At 33.5% G+C, this 22,240-nt stretch carries 14 protein-coding genes; 7 read left to right on the top strand and 7 right to left on the bottom strand.

Annotation, left to right across the window (positions count from 1 at the left end; all coding sequences use genetic code 11):
• The 7 genes from AC2DGP_RS01060 to AC2DGP_RS01030 form a co-directional block, all read right to left on the bottom strand.
• Complete coding sequence (locus AC2DGP_RS01060; RefSeq protein WP_484491180.1) at positions 1-840, bottom strand: phytoene/squalene synthase family protein; 840 nt, start codon at positions 838-840, stop codon at positions 1-3.
• A complete protein-coding gene (locus AC2DGP_RS01055; RefSeq protein ID WP_484491179.1) occupies positions 837-2,306 on the bottom strand; it encodes a phytoene desaturase family protein in 1,470 nt (489 codons plus the stop codon). Before AC2DGP_RS01055 ends, AC2DGP_RS01060 begins: the two co-directional genes overlap by 4 nt.
• Before the next feature lie 40 nt (positions 2,307-2,346).
• A complete protein-coding gene (locus AC2DGP_RS01050; RefSeq protein ID WP_484491178.1) occupies positions 2,347-3,243 on the bottom strand; it encodes a MerR family transcriptional regulator in 897 nt (298 codons plus the stop codon).
• Positions 3,244-3,323: 80 nt separating this feature from the next.
• Complete coding sequence (locus tag AC2DGP_RS01045; protein ID WP_484491177.1) at positions 3,324-4,223, bottom strand: 3-keto-disaccharide hydrolase; 900 nt, start codon at positions 4,221-4,223, stop codon at positions 3,324-3,326.
• A 1-nt stretch (position 4,224) separates the two neighbouring features.
• Complete coding sequence (locus tag AC2DGP_RS01040) at positions 4,225-6,798, bottom strand: DNA gyrase/topoisomerase IV subunit A (protein WP_484491176.1); 2,574 nt, start codon at positions 6,796-6,798, stop codon at positions 4,225-4,227.
• A gap of 87 nt (positions 6,799-6,885) precedes the next feature.
• The gene (locus tag AC2DGP_RS01035) at positions 6,886-8,736 is read right to left on the bottom strand and encodes a DNA topoisomerase IV subunit B (RefSeq protein WP_484491175.1); all 1,851 of its coding nucleotides are present in this window, start codon (positions 8,734-8,736) and stop codon (positions 6,886-6,888) included.
• Between the two features lie 171 nt (positions 8,737-8,907).
• A complete protein-coding gene (locus AC2DGP_RS01030) occupies positions 8,908-9,792 on the bottom strand; it encodes a 3-keto-disaccharide hydrolase (protein WP_484491174.1) in 885 nt (294 codons plus the stop codon).
• Between the two features lie 197 nt (positions 9,793-9,989).
• Here AC2DGP_RS01030 and purB point away from each other — a divergent pair, with 197 nt between their 5' ends.
• The 7 genes from purB (at position 9,990) to AC2DGP_RS00995 (ending at position 22,178) form a co-directional block, all read left to right on the top strand.
• On the top strand, positions 9,990-11,333 hold the full coding sequence (gene purB / locus AC2DGP_RS01025) for an adenylosuccinate lyase (protein WP_484491173.1): 1,344 nt from the start codon (positions 9,990-9,992) through the stop codon (positions 11,331-11,333).
• Positions 11,334-11,439: 106 nt separating this feature from the next.
• Complete coding sequence (locus tag AC2DGP_RS01020) at positions 11,440-11,817, top strand: hypothetical protein (protein ID WP_484491172.1); 378 nt, start codon at positions 11,440-11,442, stop codon at positions 11,815-11,817.
• A gap of 28 nt (positions 11,818-11,845) precedes the next feature.
• Complete coding sequence (locus AC2DGP_RS01015) at positions 11,846-12,616, top strand: TerC family protein (RefSeq protein WP_484491171.1); 771 nt, start codon at positions 11,846-11,848, stop codon at positions 12,614-12,616.
• 205 nt (positions 12,617-12,821) lie between these two features.
• Entirely contained in the window at positions 12,822-14,312 is a 1,491-nt protein-coding gene (locus AC2DGP_RS01010) for a hypothetical protein (RefSeq protein ID WP_484491170.1), read from the top strand.
• Positions 14,313-14,319: 7 nt separating this feature from the next.
• Positions 14,320-15,066: a T9SS type A sorting domain-containing protein gene (locus AC2DGP_RS01005; protein WP_484491169.1), complete on the top strand. Its 747-nt coding sequence runs from the start codon at positions 14,320-14,322 to the stop codon at positions 15,064-15,066.
• Between the two features lie 284 nt (positions 15,067-15,350).
• Complete coding sequence (gene purL / locus AC2DGP_RS01000; protein WP_484491168.1) at positions 15,351-19,022, top strand: phosphoribosylformylglycinamidine synthase; 3,672 nt, start codon at positions 15,351-15,353, stop codon at positions 19,020-19,022.
• 402 nt (positions 19,023-19,424) lie between these two features.
• Entirely contained in the window at positions 19,425-22,178 is a 2,754-nt protein-coding gene (locus AC2DGP_RS00995) for a T9SS type A sorting domain-containing protein (protein ID WP_484491167.1), read from the top strand.
• The last annotated feature ends 62 nt before the right edge of the window (positions 22,179-22,240 follow it).

The following is a 22,240-nucleotide window of genomic DNA, read 5'->3' as shown; positions in this document are numbered from 1 at the left end:
TTAAACAATATTAAACTGATATCTTACATAAGATTTAAATAACAAATAAGTTTTCAAACCATTGGAAACTCTAATTCTACTTTCAAGTAATGCCGTGGCAGGTGTATTGTCTATTTTTTTTAATAATCTTAGATAGTAACGATATGCAACATAAACCCCTAATCTTGCTTCCTTTGGTAATTTCTTTATCCCACTTAAAGCCTCTTCAAATTCAATTTCAATATCTCGAATTATATTTTCTTTATCTTGCTGTGTCAGTTTATTTGGATCTACATTAGGAAAATAAGTCCTGCTTAATCCATCATAATCCGCCTTAAAATCTCTTAAAAAATTCACTTTTTGAAATGCCGATCCAAGTTTCATTGCTGGCTCAACTAGTTTCAAGTATTTTTCTTGATTTCCTTGAACAAAAATTTTCAAACACATCAAACCAACCACATCCGCAGAGCCATAGATATAATCTTTTATCTCTTGATCTGTTGTATACACTTGTTTGGATAGATCTGCTCTCATACTTTTTAAAAAAGCGTCTACCAGATCACGATCAATATCATATTCCTCAACTGTCCTTTGAAAAGCATTTATTACCGGATTTGAACTGATGCCATATACTCTAGCATAGTGATACTCATCCTCAAACCTATCTAACAACTGTTTTTGTTGATATCCATCAAAACTATCTACTATTTCATCTGCTACCCGCACAAAACCATAGACGTTATAGACAGCTTGCCTTATACTTGGAGCAAGTAACCTAACCGCTATTGAAAAAGAAGTGCTGTACTTTTTCGTAATCATTACTGCTGTAGTATCGGATACTTTATCGAATAATTCTTTCATTTACCTTCCTTTTTAAAAATCAATTCTGCCGCTATTTTACCAGATATTAAAGCCGGTGGTACTCCTGGTCCTGGAACCGTTAACTGTCCTGTAAAATACAAATTTTTTACTTTACTACTTTTAATTTTTGGTCTTAAAAATGCAGTTTGTGTTAAAGTATTTGCTAATCCGTAGGCATTACCTTTATAGGAATTATAATCTTTCACAAAATCTTTTACACAATACGACTGCTTGAACAATACAGAATCTTTCACTTTTTGACCTGTTAATTTCTCTAATCTTTCAATTATTATATCAAAATACTCCTCTCTGTGTTCCTCAGTATCCTCTAATCCCGCAGCTATTGGTATTAAAAAAGTTGCGGCCTCTTTTCCTTCTGGAGCAAAAGCATCGTCACTTATACTAGGAAAACTCGCGTAAAAAAGTGGATCCTTTGGCCAAGCTGGTGTATCATATATATACTCTGCATGTGAGTCAAACTCTTCATCAAAAAACAAAGTATGATGTGAAACATTTTCGATTTTTTTATCAAAACCAACATAAAACAACAACGAAGATGGAGCAAAGGTCTTTTTGTCCCAGTATTTTTCTGAGTACTGTCTATACTCTTTGCTTACTAATTTTTCAGTATGATGATAATCAGCACCACTCAAAACAATATCCGCTTGAACAAAAGTATCATTCACTACAATACCTTCAGCTATTCCCGCAGAATTTACTGCTATCTTATCAACCGCAGCATTTAATTTAAAACTTACCCCTAACTCTATGGCCAGTTGAGCCATCCCATCTGCAACCTCAAACATCCCTCCTTTAGGATGCCAAGTTCCCAATCCAAAGTCGGCCCAATTCATAAAATTATACATAGCAGGCGTATTACCTGGCTTGGCTCCTAAAAATAATACTGGAAATTCAAGGATCTTTATAAGTCTAGGGTTGTTAAATCTTTTTTGAATTAATTTTCTAATATCAAAAAACAACTGATTTAACTTCGTTACAGTTTTCGGACTTATCAACTCCAAAGGCGAAACTCCCGGACGATATACCAAATCTTTTACTGCAACATTGTAATTACTCTCAGCTAATTTTAAAAATTCTTTTAGATATTTAGAACTTCCTTTCTCCTCCTTTTCAAATAATGAATATATCTTTTCTAAATCATCTCCAATTTTAACACTGTCTCCAATTCCAAAATACACCTCATAGGCCGGGTTTAGTTTTTCTAGGGTATAATACTTCTCCGGAACTCGGTTAAAATCATTAAAAAACCGCTCAAAAACATCTGGCATCCAGTACCAAGTAGGCCCCATATCAAAAAGAAAACCATCTTTTTTATACTGCCGAGCTCTACCTCCTATTTGACTGTTTTTTTCGTAAACCTCAACATCATATCCGTCTTTAGCCAAATAACAAGCTGCTGACAATGATGAAAAACCAGATCCTAATATTTTTACTTTTTTCTTCATGTTTAACAAATATATAAATTAATTAAACAAATAAAAATATTTATTCAAAAAATGGTAATTCTTTAAAACTATTAAAGAAATGAATTCTCTCCTTGAAATCCTCTTTTCCAGAAACTTCTTCCATCACCCTTCCAACAAGTAAACTAGAGCTGTTAGAGGATTTCAAAAATTCTGAATACTCTAACAAAAAAGCTTCTTTTTCTTCTCTCGTTCTTTCAACAACAAAAGAACATATCCATTTAATAGACAAAAATTTTGTGTTTAGAGTCTCTAGATTAGAAAACGGAATTCCACCTCCTAAGTAAACTGTTTTTTTACCTCTTTTTTTCAAACAATAATTTAAAAACAACAAACCTAAACTATGTAACTCTCCTACTGGTAAAAACAAAACATAGGTGAAATCATCATCAGAACTTTTTAAATCTATTTTTGCAGTATTTAAAACAATCTTCCCAATAATTAGGTTTGATATAAAATGCTCATGAGCTGGCTTGATAGCATCCGTTTGCCACAAAACACCAATATGATCTAACAAAGGAATGTAAACTTTCACAAACAACTCTTCAAAATCCATCGACTTTGACAACTCATCATAAACTTCATCAAATTTCAGACTATCAAAAGCATACATTGCAAGAATCAGTTCATTAACATTATAATCAGGCTTAACCGATTCTAAACTTATTTTTCTGGCAGTCTCATGCAGCTCCGTTTCAGACAAAACAGACAATTTAGATATTTTATGCCCATTACTATATAAAATACTAACGTTTAAAAGTTTTTGTAAATCTGTTAAACTATACTTTCTAATATTCCTATTAAGTCTCTCTGGGTTTAATAAGTTATACCTTTTTTCCCAAATACGAATCGTATGAGCCTTGATACCACTCAGGGTTTCTAGGTCTTGAATCAAAAAGGAATCTTTAATTTTGTTCATCAAAAAATTGATTTATTTAAACAAAAATAAACAAATTTTATCAATTATAAAATAAATAAAAAAAATGGCAAATTGTAAGATCAATACTCACAACCAGAAGGGATATTTTTTACATAATAAGTTTTGTAATTCTTAGCATTTCTATCCATACAACCACAAAGATCAAGAAGCTCGATATTTTTAAAATCTACAGGACTACTTTCCGCTTGTAAGGCAATATAACCAGAATTTAAAACTTCTCCTTCTCTATTAGTCCAGTACTTTATGGAGTTTTCAATTCCGAACTTCTCCCAGTAATTTGGTTTTCTTTTTGAAAAATCCTCTATCTGAGGCAAATCAAACTCTAAAACAACTTCATCATTTATTTTAAAAATCATTGATTCTCCTCCTAAAACAATAGCCTCAACATGCACCCATTGATCCCCGTGATACGTTTTAGAAACAGATTTAATACAATGATCGTAATTCAAAGTATCTTGCATCATAACAACAGTTCCTGGCGTACAAACATTCCCTGTTGTTCTATCCTCATTCCCTAAGCCCCCCAATAACTGAAATTCAACTGAAAAAGGAAATGTTTGATTTTTCTCATTACTTTTTGCTGATTGAGAATGAAGCATCACACCACTATTTCTTACATTCCCAATAGAACCTCCTTCTATTTGATCTCCAACAAAGCGGTAATCAAATCGTAATCTATAATAAGAATAAGGTGTTTTGTAATACATATGACCAAAGTCTTTGTCAAAAACTTTGTAATTATCATAACTCACCCGAATCATCCCATCTTCAACAACAAAGGTGTTTTTATAATTTTCATTCAAATTCCTTTTCGTGAATTTCACATCCCAATTCTCTAAATCAACCCCATTAAATAAAGAAATCCACTCTTCTTTATTAGGGTCAGATTTACTTTTTGAACCTTCTGAACACGCGTTCAAAAAAATCAAAATAACGATTGAGAAAAAAATGTATTTCATATCAAAACAATGTAGGTTGTGCATCTCCTTTATCTGTATCCGTATCTTCCGTCACCTCAAGATCATCCAACACAGGCGGCGTATATGGTTTTGGCTCCAATAAATTCACCGTTTTTATCTTATCCGTTGATAATTGATTTCCAATAGCCTTGATTCCTTTAACTGCAATAAACTCCTCAAAATCTACGATAATCGGATCTAGACTTCGTTTAGAAAACACAACCTCTGCATTGGGTCTATGATCTGTTGCTACGATTTCTAATTGTGATTTAGGGTGATCTGTTATAAACCTATCTTCTCTTTCAGGATGATCAATCATAAACCTTTTCACAAAGTACTTTTCCTTCTCCCCATCGAAATAAATAGCGGATACCGGCTTGTTCGGCTCCCATTTTTCCAGAACAATCATATCCTCTTCAAAATGATAATTTAAAGCTGGAGCAATTGTTTTAGCAATTCCTGATTGTGTCACTATCAACAACTTATCCTCTGCTGTAAATTCTCCCAACAATTCTCCTCTATCATCAACATTTAATCTTTGTACCGTATCATCAAACCATATTTTTCTAGGTTTCAAAGTAGATTTACCCGCCGATTTAAACTCAATTTTTCTGATAGGTAATTTTGTTATCAAATTACCCTTTGACGAACGACCTTTGATTAACAAATCCGAAAAGTCAATATCCCATTTCAATTTTTTAACACTTCCTACAGCTCTGAGGTTTACCGAAACCACCTCAGCTTCACCATTAGGATTTGCAGAAAAATAATGCAACATAGAACCTTTGTTCCCGTTTGTTAAATCATACTCCTTATCTCTAGTAATACTCGTGACGTTAAAACGTTTCATATAGCTAGGACCAGACCTTCCATCCCTATACATCAAGTTATAAACTGTTCTTTTATCTCCTTTTTTAAATACCGCTAAATGAATAATCCCTTTACCCACAAAAGTTTTGGAGGCTACTTTGGTAATCATCATTGTCCCGTTATTTCGAAAAACGATAATATCATCAATATCAGAACAGTCCGCTACGAATTCATCTTTACGCAACGAAGTCCCAATAAACCCCTCTTCTTTATTTACATATATCTTTGTGTTGCTCAACGCAACTTTAGATGCTACAATATCATCAAAAATTCTAATCTCAGTTTTACGTTCTTTACCTTTTCCGTATGTATCTTTTAAATGTTTAAAATAATCAATGGCAAAATCTACCAAATTCTCAAGCTTATTTTTTACTTCGGCTATTTTATCCTCCAAAGCTTCAATAAACTGTTTCGCCTTATCTATATCAAATTTAGATATCTTTTTAATTCGAATCTCTGTAAGCCTAAGAATATCCTCAGTAGTAACCGCACGTTTTAAATGAGTTGTATAAGGTTTCAATCCTAAGTCAATGGCCTCAATTACTCCATCCCAGGTAGCCACTTCTTCAATATCACGATATATTCTGTTTTCAATAAATATTCTTTCTAAGGAAGCAAAATGCCATTGCTCATTCAATTCCCCTAACTGAATTTCGAGCTCTTTTTTCAGCAACGCAACCGTTCTATCCGTTGAGCGCTTCAATTGCTCTGATACTCCGATAAATAAAGGCTTATGATCTTCTATAATACAACTCAAAGGCGAAATCGAAGTTTCACAGTTTGTAAAAGCATACAAAGCATCAATTGTTTTATCCGGAGAAACGTTTGGCGGCAAGTGAATTAAAATCTCAACCTTAGCCGCTGTATTATCCTCAATCCGTTTAATTTTTATCTTTCCTTTGTCATTCGCTTTCAAAATAGAATCGATCAAAGACGAAGTAGTAGTTGCAAATGGAATTTCTGTTATAGCTAGTGTTTTTTTATCTACCTGAGCAATCCTCGCTCTAACCCTAACCTTACCTCCTCTTTTTCCATCATTATAGTTTGTGAAATCAGCGATACCTCCCGTTAAAAAATCGGGCACAATTTTAAAACTTCTACCCTTCAAGTATTTAATCGATGCATCTATCAACTCTAGAAAGTTATGAGGCAATACCTTTGTAGACAACCCTACTGCAATTCCTTCTGCTCCTTGAGCCAACAATAACGGAAACTTTACAGGCAGATGGATGGGTTCTTTTCTTCGACCATCATAAGAAGCTTGCCAATGCGTAGTTTTTGGATTAAAGAGAACTTCTAAAGCAAATTTCGATAATCTTGCCTCAATATACCTTGATGCTGCGGCGCGGTCTCCAGTCAGGATATTCCCCCAGTTTCCTTGCATATCTATCAGCAATTCTTTTTGACCAAGTTGAACCATAGCATCTGCAATAGAAGCATCTCCGTGGGGATGGTACTGCATAGTATGCCCTACTAAGTTTGCTACCTTATTATAACGCCCATCATCCAAGTCTTTCATAGACTGCATAATCCTACGTTGTACCGGCTTAAAACCATCATCAAGCGCAGGAACGGCTCTCTCCAAAATAACATAAGAAGCATAATCCAAAAACCACTCCTTATACATCCCGGTTACCTTAGTAATCGTTTCTTGACTCTGATTTTCTTGTGATTCATTTAATTGCTCTTCGTTTTCTTCTTGCATCTATTTATATTCTATTATTCAACAAATGATCAGATCTTTGTCTCTCTTAAAAACTTTGATTATACTTTTACTCTCTTTGGAATAAGTCTACTCCTCTACAACATCTAATTCAACTTTCAGATTTTCAATAATGAATTTCTGCCTATCAGGAGTGTTTTTACCCATATAAAATTCAAGCATTTTTTCTATCGGCATTTCCTTATCTAACATCACTGGATCCAAACGAATATTTTCTCCAATAAAGTGAACAAATTCATTCGGAGAAATCTCACCCAGTCCTTTAAATCGTGTGATTTCAGGTTTCCCAGATAATTTATCTATTGCGTTTCTTCTTTCCTCTTCCGAGTAACAATAAATAGTCTCTTTTTTATTTCTAACCCTAAACAAAGGAGTTTCCAAAATAAACAAATGCCCCTCTCTGATCACTTCCGGAAAAAATTGTAAGAAAAACGTAATCAACAACAAACGAATGTGCATACCATCTACATCGGCATCCGTTGCGATTACAATATTGTTATATCTCAAATCATCTAAGCCTTCTTCAATATTTAATGCAGCTTGCAATAAGTTGAACTCCTCATTTTCATACACTACCTTTTTACTCATCCCATAAGAATTCAAAGGCTTTCCTTTCAGACTAAATACTGCTTGAGTGTTCACATTTCTAGATTTAGTAATGGAACCACTCGCTGAATCTCCCTCAGTAATAAATAAGGTAGTATCTAATCTATTGTCTTTTTTAAGATCTCCTAAATGAACTCTGCAATCTCTTAATTTTTTATTATGAAGATTGGCCTTTTTCGCTCTTTCTCTTGCTAGTTTACGAACGCCAGACAATTCTTTACGCTCTCTCTCCGCTTGAAGAATCTTTCGTTGAATTTGATCTGCAGTTTCAGGATTCTTATGCAGGTAATTATCTAACTGTGTTTTAACAAAGTCATTGATAAATGTTCTAACGGTTGGTAAGCCACCTCCCATTTCTGTAGACCCTAATTTCGTTTTTGTTTGACTTTCAAAAACAGGCTCCATTACTTTGATACTTATTCCAGAAACAATAGACTTCCTAACATCTGAAGCTTCAAAACTTTTACCAAAAAATTCACGAACTGTTTTCACCACGGCTTCTCTAAAAGCAACTTGATGCGTACCTCCTTGTGTTGTATGCTGTCCATTTACAAAGGAATGGTACTCCTCTGAATATTGAGTTTTACTATGAGTCATTGCTACCTCAATATCAGCTCCTTTCAGATGGATTACAGGGTACGCCATATCTTCAGAGTTCATATTCTCTTCCAACAAATCTTTCAAACCGTTTTCAGAAAAATATTTTTCTCCATTAAAAATAATCGTTAAACCAGTGTTTAAATACACATAGTTTTTGATCATTTTTATCACATACTCATTTCTAAATTTATAATTTGCAAAAATACTCGGATCAGGCGTAAAAGAAACACGTGTTCCTTTTCTTTGGCTTGAACTCTCAGGTTCTCCTTTTGTAATCAACTCTCCTTTTTCAAACTCAGCAAATACTGTTTGTCCATCTCTAATTGACTGAACTCTAAAATTTGAAGATAACGCATTCACAGCCTTGGTACCAACACCATTCAATCCTACAGATTTTTTAAACGCTTTTGAATCATATTTACCACCAGTATTCATTTTAGAGACCACATCAACTACCTTCCCTAAAGGAATTCCCCTACCATAATCTCTCACAGTAACATTGGTGTTTCTGACCGAAATCTCAATCGTCTTACCGGCATTCATAACAAATTCATCAATTGAGTTGTCTAAAACTTCCTTGATCAAAATATAAATACCATCATCTTGCGAAGTACCATCACCCAATTTACCGATATACATACCAGGTCGCATTCTAATATGCTCCTTCCAGTCAAGTGATCGTATATTATCTTCTGTATAAGTAGTTTCTGCCATAATTATCTCCGTGATACTAAGTTGATTCCATTTTACTGTTAAAAAACAGTTGGTACGTTGTGAACCTTGCTAAAATAGAGATTTAGCCTAAAAATAAAAAGAAGAATAAAAATAATTATGAACAAGTTTTTAAACGACTAAATTTCATTCATTAATCTAAATAACCCACCTCTAAAAACCTGCTGCTTTTTTAATTCGTTTAGGAAACTTTTTTATTGGCCGAATTTGAATCCCCTTTACATAAGCCTCTGCTCCTTCGGATTGAATTTGCAATTCTCCTTTATCTAACTTTTTATTATCGTGAGTCAAAGCTCCTGTAAGCGCAAACGTTACGGTACCATTTGTTACATGAACCGCACTATCTTCAATAACATACAAGTCAATTCTCGTCCAAGCTCCATGCACACTTTCGGTATCATACATTCTTTTTCCTCCACTTTTAACAAGATCAGCATTCGGATCCCAACGGTTATACTTATTTACATGTACTTTTGCTTTGGTCCCTGCCAAAGTATACAAATCACCAAAATCCCCTTCTTGAATTTGAGACTCTAAACAACGCTTCCAAACATTCCAAAAAGCACCATGTGCACCGTAGCAATGGTACAACAATCCGTTGTCTCGTTTTTTATTTATTCTTGGAGCATATTTTTTATCTCCCCATTTAAAAAGCATTGTTAAATGATAGTTCTGATAAACTTGTTTTGAAGTTAGTCCTGCATATACCAAACCCGAAATCTGTAATATCAGCTCTCCATTTGCATCCTCAACAACTTTAAAAACCTCTAGGGAATTATCTAAACCTATTGGCTCTACAGGAATCCCGCTCTCAGGTGTTTTATAAGTACTAGGCAAGTCAAGAACAGACTTATGTGGCACCCCGGTCCACACCTCCCAAAGGCTCAAATCTTTATCCAGAAGAGACGTCCAATCTTTGGACTTTACCAAAACGGAAGGTCCTTTTTGCTTATCAATAACCCCTTCCTTTTGAGCCTGAATAGAATATACACAAAAAATAAAGACCAAGCACACAACTTTTGCAACAAATGTTTTCATATTTAAGATTTTTATTATTCAGTCATTGAAACAAGAAATCGATATTATGAAATTCCAAACACCAAGCTGTTCATTATTTCTCAAACCTTTATTCGAACAAATCAAGATGTCATAAACCCTATTTAATTTTCCATACATAGTTTCTTATATTTCTATTAAATTGTGTATTTTTGGCGCTTAATTTTCAATATACAAAAATGTCGTTATCAAGTTTAAATGCTATTTCACCAATTGACGGTAGATATAGAGGAAAAGTAGAATCATTAGCAGGATATTATTCGGAGGAAGCTTTGATTAAATATAGAGTTAAAGTTGAAATTGAATATTTTATTGCTCTTTGTGAAATTCCTTTACCACAATTAGAAAACTTTGATACATCAGTATTTCCTGCATTAAGAGAAATCTATACTTCTTTTAGCAGTGATGACGCATTGAAAATTAAAGAAATTGAAAGTATTACCAATCATGATGTAAAAGCTGTAGAATATTTCATCAAAGAAAAATTTGATGCTTTAAATCTTCAAGCTTTTAAAGAGTTTATCCATTTTGGATTGACTTCTCAGGACATAAACAACACTGCTATTCCCTTATCAATCAAAGATTCTTTAGAGGAAGTTTATTATCCTTCATTAGATGAATTGACAGCTAAATTAGCGGATTTATCTGAAGAGTGGGAAGATATTCCTATGTTGGCACGTACACACGGACAACCTGCTTCTCCTACTAGACTAGGTAAAGAATTGTTTGTATTCGTTGAGCGTGTAAACCAACAAGTATTGCATTTACAACACACACCTCATGCTGCTAAATTTGGTGGTGCTACAGGAAACTACAATGCACATAAAGTAGCCTACCCTGATATTGATTGGAAAGCTTTTGGAACACATTTTGTAGAAGACATTTTAGGACTACATCACTCATTCCCAACAACTCAAATTGAACACTATGACCATATGGCAGGTGTTTTTGATGCAATGAAACGTATCAATAATGTTATTATGGATTTAGACAGGGATATTTGGACTTATATTTCTAGTAATTACTTCAAACAAAAAATCAAAAAAGGAGAAGTTGGTTCCTCTGCAATGCCACATAAAGTAAATCCTATTGACTTTGAAAATTCAGAAGGAAATATAGGAATTGCAAATGCTTTATTTGAGCACCTAGCTGCTAAATTGCCTGTTTCTCGTTTGCAACGTGACTTAACAGACTCAACAGTTCTTAGAAATGTTGGAGTTCCTTTTGGACATACTTTAATTGCTTTTGCTTCTACCTTAAAAGGTTTAAACAAATTATTATTAAATAAAGAAGCTTTCGAACAAGACCTAGAGAATAATTGGGCCGTAGTTGCTGAGGCTATCCAAACAATTTTAAGAAGAGAGGCGTATCCAAACCCATACGAAGCATTAAAAGGTTTGACTAGAACCAATTCTGTTATTAATCAAAAGTCAATTGCAGACTTTATTGACACTTTAGAAGTTTCCGATGCTATTAAAGATGAATTAAAAGTTATCACTCCAAGTAATTATACTGGGATCTAAATATTTATTTTATTATGTAATCCTCATAATAAAGCTAAAAAAACAATACCTACAAAAAAGTACCCTGAACTAGCTGACGGGTACTTTTTTTATTTAATTTTAAAGCATGTTACAAAAAATTGCTATTAGTATTATGATTGTTGGGATTGTCATTGCCTGCAGTCACAAACAAAACAAAAACTCTTATTCTTTTGAATCAGGTCATTTTAAATCTTACCTAGAGAATAAGAGAGATAGTTCAAGTTTTTACAGGGTAGACAACCTACAAATTGAAACCTACAAAAACAAAATAGACACTTTTAATATCACATGGAAAAATAAGTTTGAATTCCATTTGAAAAAAGTAAACCCAAAATCAAAACTAGACAGTTCTAATTTTGTGGTGAAAATCACCAAAATAAAAAACAATGCCTACGATTTTGAAGCCGGCTACGAAAACAATAATTTCAAGCAAAAAGGTAGCACCATAAAAATATCTCAATAAACTTTCAAACTAACAACAACTTAACTTCATGGAAATTTTTTCACAAGTAGACACCTGGGTAGCTTTACTAACTTTAACATTTTTAGAAATCGTATTAGGAATCGATAATATAATTTTTATTTCTATTGCAACAGGAAAATTACCAAAACACCAACAAAAAAAAGCAACCAATATAGGTCTGCTATTAGCAATGGTTTTCAGAGTTATTCTTTTACTAGGAGTCTCTTACTTGATTGCCATGAAAGACCCGATTATCACAATTGAAACTTCCTGGTTAAACACACATGTTTCTGGTCAAAGTATTATTTTATTTCTTGGAGGACTCTTTTTATTATACAAAAGCACCAGTGAAATCAGACATAAAGTTGAAGGAGCTGAAGAAACTCAAAACAACGAACACAAGCCAACCTCAACCATGTCCAAGACCATACTACAAATTGTTTTGATTGATATAGTATTTTCTTTCGATTCTGTGTTAACTGCTGTAGGCATGACCAACGGTACCAACGGGGCTTTGTATATTATGATTACAGCAGTCGTTGTATCAATGGCCATCATGATGCTTTTTGCAAATCCAGTTGGAAAATTTGTAAATGCACACCCTACGATACAAATGCTTGCATTATCATTTTTAATTTTAATTGGTTTTATGTTGATTACGGAAGGTGCCCATCTTGCTCATACAACTGTTTTTGACCAAGAAATTGGAGCCATTCCAAAAGGGTATCTATATTTTGCAATTGCCTTCTCTTTAGGTGTAGAGGCATTGAATATGAAAATTAGAAAAAAAAGAAATTAAAAAAAGGAATGCTTACCGGCATTCCTTTTTTAATTACGCTATTTCCTTCGAATAAAATAAGAACAATAAACTTGCATTTACCATGCTCTAGAGAATAAACAACTACAGGAATAGATAAAATAGTATTAATCCTCATTTTGTTTAAGGCTTAGTTTTAATAATTCAATACAACCAATTGAATTATTAATTAACTAAACTTAAATCCATGAAGAAAAAACATTCTTTTTTCAACAAGAAATTTGATGTGTTTCAAAAAAACACCTCCATTGTAAAACGAAGTGCTCAAACACTTTTATTATTCTGTGTCACCACTCTCTCAGCACAAAATATTGGCTCTATAGGAACCCAATCAGGAAATGTAGAAGGAACAAACATTACTTTTTTTAAAAATAAAATAATCGTTAATGCTACTCGAGTCCTTACTCCTAGTAATGCTACAACATCATTTATCAATTCCGAAATCACAAGAATATCTAATCTTGGAGGCGGTGTTTTAAGATTTACAGCTCCGAATGCTACGAACACAACCTACACACTTGGTGAGATAAAATTAAAATCGAATATCCGAATTGAAGTAGAAGACAATGTTATTTTCAAAATTGACAAAAGCGGAAACAATCATACTTTATTCAATTTGGGAAGAAACACAAGAACCAATCAAGCAAAAATTGAAAACATTGAAATTGTTGGTGCAGGAGAAAAACAAAACCAATGGTTTACCATCGATGTTCGAAATTTTGGAATCCTAGAAAAAGCAGCCCCTTTTAAAGTTGGCTACGTAAAAAACTTTGCCTTATCACGTTTTTTTGTAAAAGACAACTTCACCAACATCCCTTCTGTATTTATGGTGGCGGATAGTAAATACATAAGTGCATCTGAGGGGTATGACCTAAATACCTTTGGACGAATCCCCGAATTTGGAGTCGTAAAATCTGCCAAAGCAACAAATATTGCAACAGGCTATGCCTTAGTTCAATTATTCAGTGGTAGAAACATCATGTTAGAAAAACTTTTTGGAAAAAAAGGAATTACTGTACGCCTTGAGCCAGGAAGCGGAAAAGGAAATGATGACCTAAACAAAGTAACAAATCGAAGAACAGGAAATATTGCCAACATAAGACTTGTTAACATTTCAAATAATGATGGTTTCACTTCATTATTCCTAAAACCACATGCTAAATTGTGCGAAAACGTGACTGCTATTAATATTCGTGCAAAAAACAGTCTTTCCTCCTTATATGTTGCAGCAGCCACACTTACACCCAAAAGCAGAAGGGGAAATTTTAAAAACACCTCCATTAAAAACATTTCTTTCAAACAAGACAAAAAAAATCAAGAGGGCGTTTATTTAGCTGACACAGGTTTAGAAGGTCTAAGTTTTGCGCTTCCTACGTACCGAACACTCCTACAAAATAAAAGAAATAATACCTCACCTAAACCTCCTATTTTAACTTTAGTCGAAAAAGATGCCAGTCTACAAAGATGGACGACTTACCCAATTGCTGCAGTAATTATGACCTCTGCATTCTCTAAAACCTCAACTGGAAACCTAAATCAAGGTAGATACAAAATTTCAATTCCAAATGAAGCTGAAATAAAAACATCAGGCTTCTTTGAAGGCAAAAAAGTGGTCTACAGAAACGAAGCTATTAACCTTGTTGATAGTACTCCTAATACTGATTTAATAAACAAATAATAACACTATGAGAAAACTACATATTTATACAATTGCATTTTTTATATGTTTCCAATTACACTCTCAATCGAAAAACATAATCGGCTTGAATTCTAAGAAAGGAATGACTACCACAATAAATTCACTGGGAGACTTTATTACTGGAACCCAATTTTCTAATTTAGAAACAAGCACTATAAATACTATTAATTTAATAGGAAATCAATCTGGAGCCCAAGTGAAAACGGCAATCTACTCTGATAGTAACAATGCGCCATATCAACTTATTGCAATGTCAGAATCAAAAAGCATTGATGATGGCATTACTACTATGTCCATACCTGATCAAGTGTTAATTCCGGGAAAGTATTGGATAATGACACTTTACAATAGAGATGGACACCATATTTATAGCTCTACAGCAACCCCAAATAATAAGGTGTTTTATTTCAAACATGAGTTTGATAAAGCCTTCCCTGAAAAAGCAGAAAATTTTTCAGTTTATCAAGGCCATAGTTTTGCATATTTCTTAGGCTCCAAAACCTCTGAACACGAGAGAATTGAATTTTACCCTAATCCAGCACAAAATTGGATGAGAATAAAAAATCCAAAATGCCAAAATTTCAATATCAAAATCATAAACAGTCAAGGAATTACAAAAACTACATTCATAAGTAACGATAGTTTAATTGAATTAAATATTAAACCGCTACAAAAAGGAAATTATTATTTAATCATAAACAACTCTATACGAGAAACATTTGTTGTTAATTAACACTTACACTTATTAAATTTTAAAAGACGCAATATTTTATTGCGTCTTTTTTAATACTCAGACTAAAATCCATTTAAATCATGTTTTTACTATCTCAAAGCTGATTTCAAAAAAATACGATTAAAAACATGACAAACAACTAATTAAAAACATATTATCCGTTCATTTTTTCAAAAAAAATCTTTGGTTTTTAGGTAGAATTCTTTCATCAGATTTTGTAACATTTTTTGTACTTTTGTGCTTTTAAAAATCTAAGCAATAAAGCTTTTAACATTTAAGACTCAATGATTCTATTCTTTCAACGCGATACAACAGTATTTGCAGTTCAAACCAAAGAACTATCACAAGAAAACATTCAAAAATTAGTTTGGCTTTTTGGAAACGCTACACAAGCAGAAGCATCAGCAATTGATGGTTACTTTGTAGGGCCAAGAAAAGAAATGATTACTCCTTGGAGTACCAATGCCGTAGAGATTACTCAAAACATGAGTATTGAAGGAATTATCAGAATTGAAGAATTTACAAAAGTAGATTCAAAAGATGCGGCCATTGATCCTATGCTACAAGTATTATATACTAATCTGGATCAAGAGTTGTTTACAATAAACGTACAACCGCAAGCTGTTTTAGATATTGAAGATATTGAAGCATTTAACCAGCAAGAAGGACTTTCTTTAAGTGATGACGAAGTTGCTTACTTAGAGGGAATGTCTCAAAAAATCGGAAGAAAATTAACTGATTCAGAAGTATTTGGTTTTTCACAAATCAACTCAGAACACTGTAGACATAAAATATTTAACGGAACATTTGTAATTGATGGTGAAGAAAAAGATATTTCTTTATTCAAAATGATTCGTAAAACATCAGAACAAAATCCAAATGGGATTGTATCTGCTTACAAAGACAATGTTGCTTTTGTAAAAGGGCCTAAAGTAGAGCAATTTGCTCCAAAATCTGCGGACAAACCTGATTTTTATGAAACTAAAGATTTTGATTCTGTAATTTCATTAAAAGCAGAAACACACAATTTCCCAACAACAGTTGAGCCTTTTAACGGTGCTGCAACAGGGTCTGGAGGAGAAATTAGAGATAGATTAGCTGGAGGTAAAGGATCTTTACCGTTGGCAGGTACTGCCGTTTACATGACATCTTATTCTCGTTTATCTGAAAACAGACCATGGGAAACCATGCAAGAAAGAGATTGGCTATACCAAACTCCTATGGATATCTTGATCAAAGCTTCTAATGGAGCTTCTGACTTTGGAAATAAATTCGGTCAACCATTAATTTCTGGTTCATTATTGACTTTTGAAGCTGATGAAACTACAACAAGTTCTGATTCTCTAAGAAAATTAGGATTTGACAAAGTAATCATGCAAGCCGGAGGAATTGGATACGGTAAAAACGAGCAAGCGTTAAAAGATACTCCTAACGAAGGAGATAAAATTGTAATTTTAGGAGGTGACAACTACAGAATTGGTATGGGTGGAGCTGCAGTTTCTTCAGCTGATACCGGTGGAATGGACAGTCAACTTGAATTAAACGCGGTACAACGTTCTAATCCTGAAATGCAAAAAAGAGCTGCAAATGCAGTTCGTGGAATGGTAGAAAGTGATATAAATCCTATTGTTTCTATTCATGATCATGGTGCAGGTGGACATTTAAATTGTTTATCTGAACTTGTAGAAGATACAGGAGGTAAAATTGATCTTGATAAATTACCCGTAGGAGACCCTACCCTTTCTGCTAAAGAAAAAATAGGAAACGAGTCTCAAGAAAGAATGGGATTGGTTATCAATGAAAAAGATGTTGATTATTTAAAACGTGTTGCAGACAGAGAACGTTCTCCTATGTACACTGTTGGTGATGTCACCAATGATGATCAATTTACCTTTGAATCTGCTACTACAGGTGAAAAACCAATGGACTTATCTATGAATGATATGTTTGGAAGTTCTCCAAAAACAATCATGAACGATAAATCAATTCAAAGAAAATACGATGCTTTATCATACGAAGCAGAACACATACATGAATACCTTGAAAACGTTCTTCAATTAGAAGCCGTAGCTTGTAAAGATTGGCTAACTAACAAAGTAGATCGTTGTGTAGGTGGTAAAGTTGCAAAACAACAAACTGCCGGACCATTACAATTACCATTGAATGACGTAGCTGTTATGGCATTAGACTTTAAAGGTAAAGAAGGAATTGCTACAAGTATTGGACATGCTCCAATTGCAAGTTTAATTGATGAAGTTGCTGGATCTAGAAATGCAATCGCAGAGTCATTAACAAACATAGTTTGGGCTCCGCTTGAAGAGGATTTAAAATCTGTATCCTTATCTGCAAACTGGATGTGGCCTTGTAAAAATGAAGGTGAAGATGCTCGTTTATACAATGCAGTAGAAGCAGTTTCTAACTTTGCTATTGAATTAGGAATCAACATCCCTACAGGAAAAGATTCTTTATCAATGAAGCAAAAATACCCGAACGAGGATGTGATCTCTCCAGGAACAGTGATTATTTCTGCGGCGGGACATTGTAATGATATCAACAAGGTTGTTGAGCCAGTATTCAAGAAAAAAGCTCAAAATAAAATTTATCATATTGACTTTTCTAATGATAGTTTTAAGTTAGGAGGTTCTTCTTTTGCTCAAGCGGTAGCAGGTATTGGTAACGAAAGTCCTAATATCAATGATTCAGAGAAGTTTAAAACTGCGTTTAATACGGTTCAACAATTAATCAAAGAAGGACGTATTTTAGCAGGACATGATATTTCTGCAGGTGGTATGTTAACTACTATTTTAGAAATGTGTTTCTCTCAAACTATGGTGGGTGCTAATATTGATATTACAGCACTAGGAGAAGCTGACACAATAAAAGCTTTATTTGCTGAAAATAGTGGAGTGATTATTCAATCTGATGATGCAGAAATTGAAAATATCTTGAATGCAAACGGAGTTGCATTTACTGTTTTAGGTAACGCTATTAGAAGTAGTGAAGTTACCATCAAAAATGGAGATGTTACGGAAATATTTAATGTTGCCTACCTACGTGATATTTGGTTTGGAACGTCTTATTTATTAGACGACAAACAAACAGCAAATGGATTGGCTACAACTCGTTTCAATAATTACAAAGAACAACCTTTGCAATTTGATTTCCCATCAAACTTTACTGGAAAATTACCGGAACTAGATGCTAGCAAACCAAGACCAAAAGCAGCCATTATCCGTGAAAAAGGATCTAACTCAGAAAGAGAAATGGCAAATGCTATGTATTTAGCTGGTTTTGATGTAAAGGATGTACATATGACAGACTTAATATCAGGGCGCGAAAACCTAGAAGATGTTCAGTTTATTGGAGCCGTTGGAGGATTCTCTAACTCTGATGTTTTAGGATCTGCTAAAGGTTGGGCTGGAGCATTTTTGTACAATGAAAAAGCAAAAACAGCTTTAGACAATTTCTTTAAAAGAGAAGACACTTTGTCTATCGGAATTTGCAACGGTTGTCAGTTATTTGTAGAACTAGGATTGATCAATCCAGATCATGAAGAAAAACCAAAAATGGGTCATAATGATTCTTTCAAACACGAAAGTGGGTTTACTTCTGTGGCTATTCAAGAAAACAATTCTGTTATGTTAAACACACTGGCAGGAAGCACTTTAGGAGTATGGATTTCTCATGGTGAAGGAAAATTCAATTTACCTTACAACGAAGAAAAATACAACATCGTAGCGAAATATGGTTATGATGGTTATCCAGCAAATCCTAATGGTTCTGATTTTAATACAGCCATGATGACATCTAATGATGGACGTCACTTGGTAATGATGCCTCATATTGAACGTTCTATATTTCAATGGAACTGGGCTAACTATCCAGTAGACAGAAAAGATGAAGTTTCTCCTTGGTTAGAAGCTTTTACAAATGCTAAAAATTGGTTGACAAAATAATCGTTAACTTATTTCATTAAAACTAAAAATCCCTCAAGAAATTCTTGAGGGATTTTTTATGAGCGCTTTTTATCTTTTCTCATTACACAATCAACTTCGTTAATTATGTAATCTAACCAATTATCCTTTGCCATAGTTTTATCTAACACGCATCAAAGGATAACTCCCTATATTCCAAACACAAAAGCTTATTTTTAATTCCATTGATGTCGTTCTTAGTAAATTATGATTCTATTTATCTAAAAAAACACTACATACCAATATGCAATTATCTATACCGACTGATTGCTGGTAACAAATTCTTTAACAAAACTAATTATACTACAATTAATTTACTGATAGCCACAAATTAATAATTTATAAATAGGATTTTTTGACCAACCAAACTTAAACCAAAAAATCATGTTAAAAAAGACTATCTACAGCATATTGCTGTACGGATTAATTATGTTCAAAGGGTATTCTCAAATTATTATCCCGAACAATGTATTTACACATATTGCCATTAAAAACGGAAACTGGAACTCAAAATCTACCTGGAATACTGGAACCATACCATCGACAGGAGCAATTGTACGTATTCCTAATGGCAAAAAAGTAAATTATAATGTGGTCAGCACAAGTGCACATATTTTTGTAATAAAAAATGAGGGAGAATTTAACGTTTACGGAAATACAAGTAAGAGAAAACTTATTGTCGATACCTTTTATAACACTCCCACTTCTAAGCTAAATATTACAGCTACCTCCGATAGCGCATCGGACATAGACATTGAAATACGGCCTTATGATATTTTAAAAAAAGTAAACAACAATAATAATTATGGCGGTATTCCTTGGAGTAACAATACGTTGAATTATTTTACGAACGGTGAAAACCAACCCGTTTATGATCATTTTGGAAAAAAAATTCCTTCGGACGGTTCTGGAGTATATGGTAGATATAAATGGGATAAAAACCAAGTAAGTCTATGCCTTATGACTATGGGAATCGTAAGAATCAAAGGGACTGATAAATTGGACTTTTCAGAATTATCAGGAAATGTACCTCTGAATTCAAAAACAATTTTTATTAAATCAGTACCAAAAAACTGGAAAGTAGGTGACAAAATAGTCGTGACAGGCACAAAATTAATAGGGAGAGATGCAGATGAAGTATTTACTATTACCAACATCAACGGCACTAAAATATCCATAGACTCTCCAACAAAAAGAGAACATAAAGGTGTTACCATAAAAGATAAAAGCTATTTTCCATATGTTGCTAATTTAACCAGAAACATCAAAATTCACTCAACGTTTACCGAAACACAAACAAACATCACCAAAAGAGGGCATACCATGTTTATGTTAAACGGCGACATCCAAATAATAAACACACTTTTTAAAGATCTTGGTAGAACTGACAAAAGTAATATTGTAGATGATTTAAAATTAGGAGTCCCTACAATTACAGGAACAGGAAATGCAAGAGACATAGAATTCAACAACGCAAACCTAGACGAATTTGATGCCATCCAAAATATAGAAAACCAAAGAGGTAGATATAGTTTTCATTTTCACAAATCACTAAGAGGCTTGAATTCTGAAAAATTAATCATCGCCAGAGGAAATGTGGTCTGGGGATCACCCGGCTGGGGAATGGTTCACCACGATAGTCATGCAGATTTTTCAGACAATGTGGTTTTTGATATTGAAGGTGGTGGTATGATTGCTGAAAGTGGTTCTGAGACAGGAATCTGGAGAAAAAATTTAGTGGTTAATATTCGCTATGATGCCACCTCTCCTTTTTTACCAAATAATGAACCCATGACAAGCCCGATTAGAAGAACTTTAAGAGTAGATCTGGATGATGATTTTAAAGGAGGGGCAGCTTATGGTATGCAAGGTAGAGCCGTGAAAATGCTTAACAATATCGCAACAACTTCAGGTGTTGCTTTTCATTACCAAGGAAGCGGAGAAAACTCTATAGTTGCAGACAAAGTTGATACCAGTATTTTTGAAAAAGAAGGAATGATCAACCCATTTCCTTTAGACTTAGAAATTGTTAGGACCGCGGTACCACTCATACAATTTAAAGGTAATAAATCTATAGGATGTTCTGATGGATTTAAATCACAAAATAGGTTATCAGGTTCTTCTCATAGGGTTCTATCTATCGTTGACCAATTGACTGTAATTAATGCTAGTCGTTTCGGGATCTACATCTCATCTAATTTTGGTTACTTAATAAAAAATTCAATCATTCATCAATCGGATAGTAACCTAACCAATACGGCAAGTGGGATACTTATTCAAAAAGACAATGATAATATCAACCTTAATTACGTAAGATTTCACAATTTCACCACAGATGGCGCGGAAGTTGAAGCTAAGGAAGGGTTCAGTCAAAACAACCCTGCGGCAAAATTTATATTTAACAAAGTGTTTTGGTTAAATAACTCTGGAGAAAACGGTATTCATAGATTAAATCATAAAGACCCATATCCTGACCCTAATGAAAAAGTTCAAATAAAAACAACAAACTTTAATCCTAATGAAGTATTTGATGTTTCATTTGTAAAACACAATGATATGGATGATGAAATTAATTTGAATGGAAGTCTGGAATTCAACATCAAAGGTAATATTACAGATAAAGCAGGAACAGTAAACTTTGCAAACTTGACTCCTAAAAATGCCCCTTCTATGAAAAGAACTTATAAATTCAATTCTAAATCAGCTGCGCAAAGCTACATCAACAATCATGGTGGCATCAAAAATGAAGGTTCTAAAAAATATTTTAATTTCATAGAATATATTTCCAATCGAGTTTCAGGAAATATCACTCCCGTAAAACTAAAAATATATGTAAAAAACTATACTAACCTTTCTTCTAAGGAAATTAGCACCAAGGAGAGTATCCAATTAAATAATGAAGGTAAAAATAGTCCTATAGTATACCCAAACCCAAGTAAAAATGGATTTATTACCGTTTTATGTCAACAACAAAGCAGTATTAAAATCTTTAACATAAATGGTGGCCTAGAGCTTTCATTTGACAAGTCAGCCAATGATGATTCTGAAACAAACATACAACAACTCAGTTCTGGAGTCTATTATATTACAATTTCCACCGAGGAAACTGTAAAAACACAAAAATTGATTGTTAAATGATCTAAAAACATTTTTTTATAAAAAAACCAGTGACTACTATCACTGGTTTTTGCTTTTTGGGT

It is taken from the genome of Flavicella sp. IMCC45537, assembly GCF_057197705.1.
The sequence above is the reverse complement of the archived record's forward strand: the minus strand, read 5'-3'. Positions and strand labels throughout refer to the sequence as shown.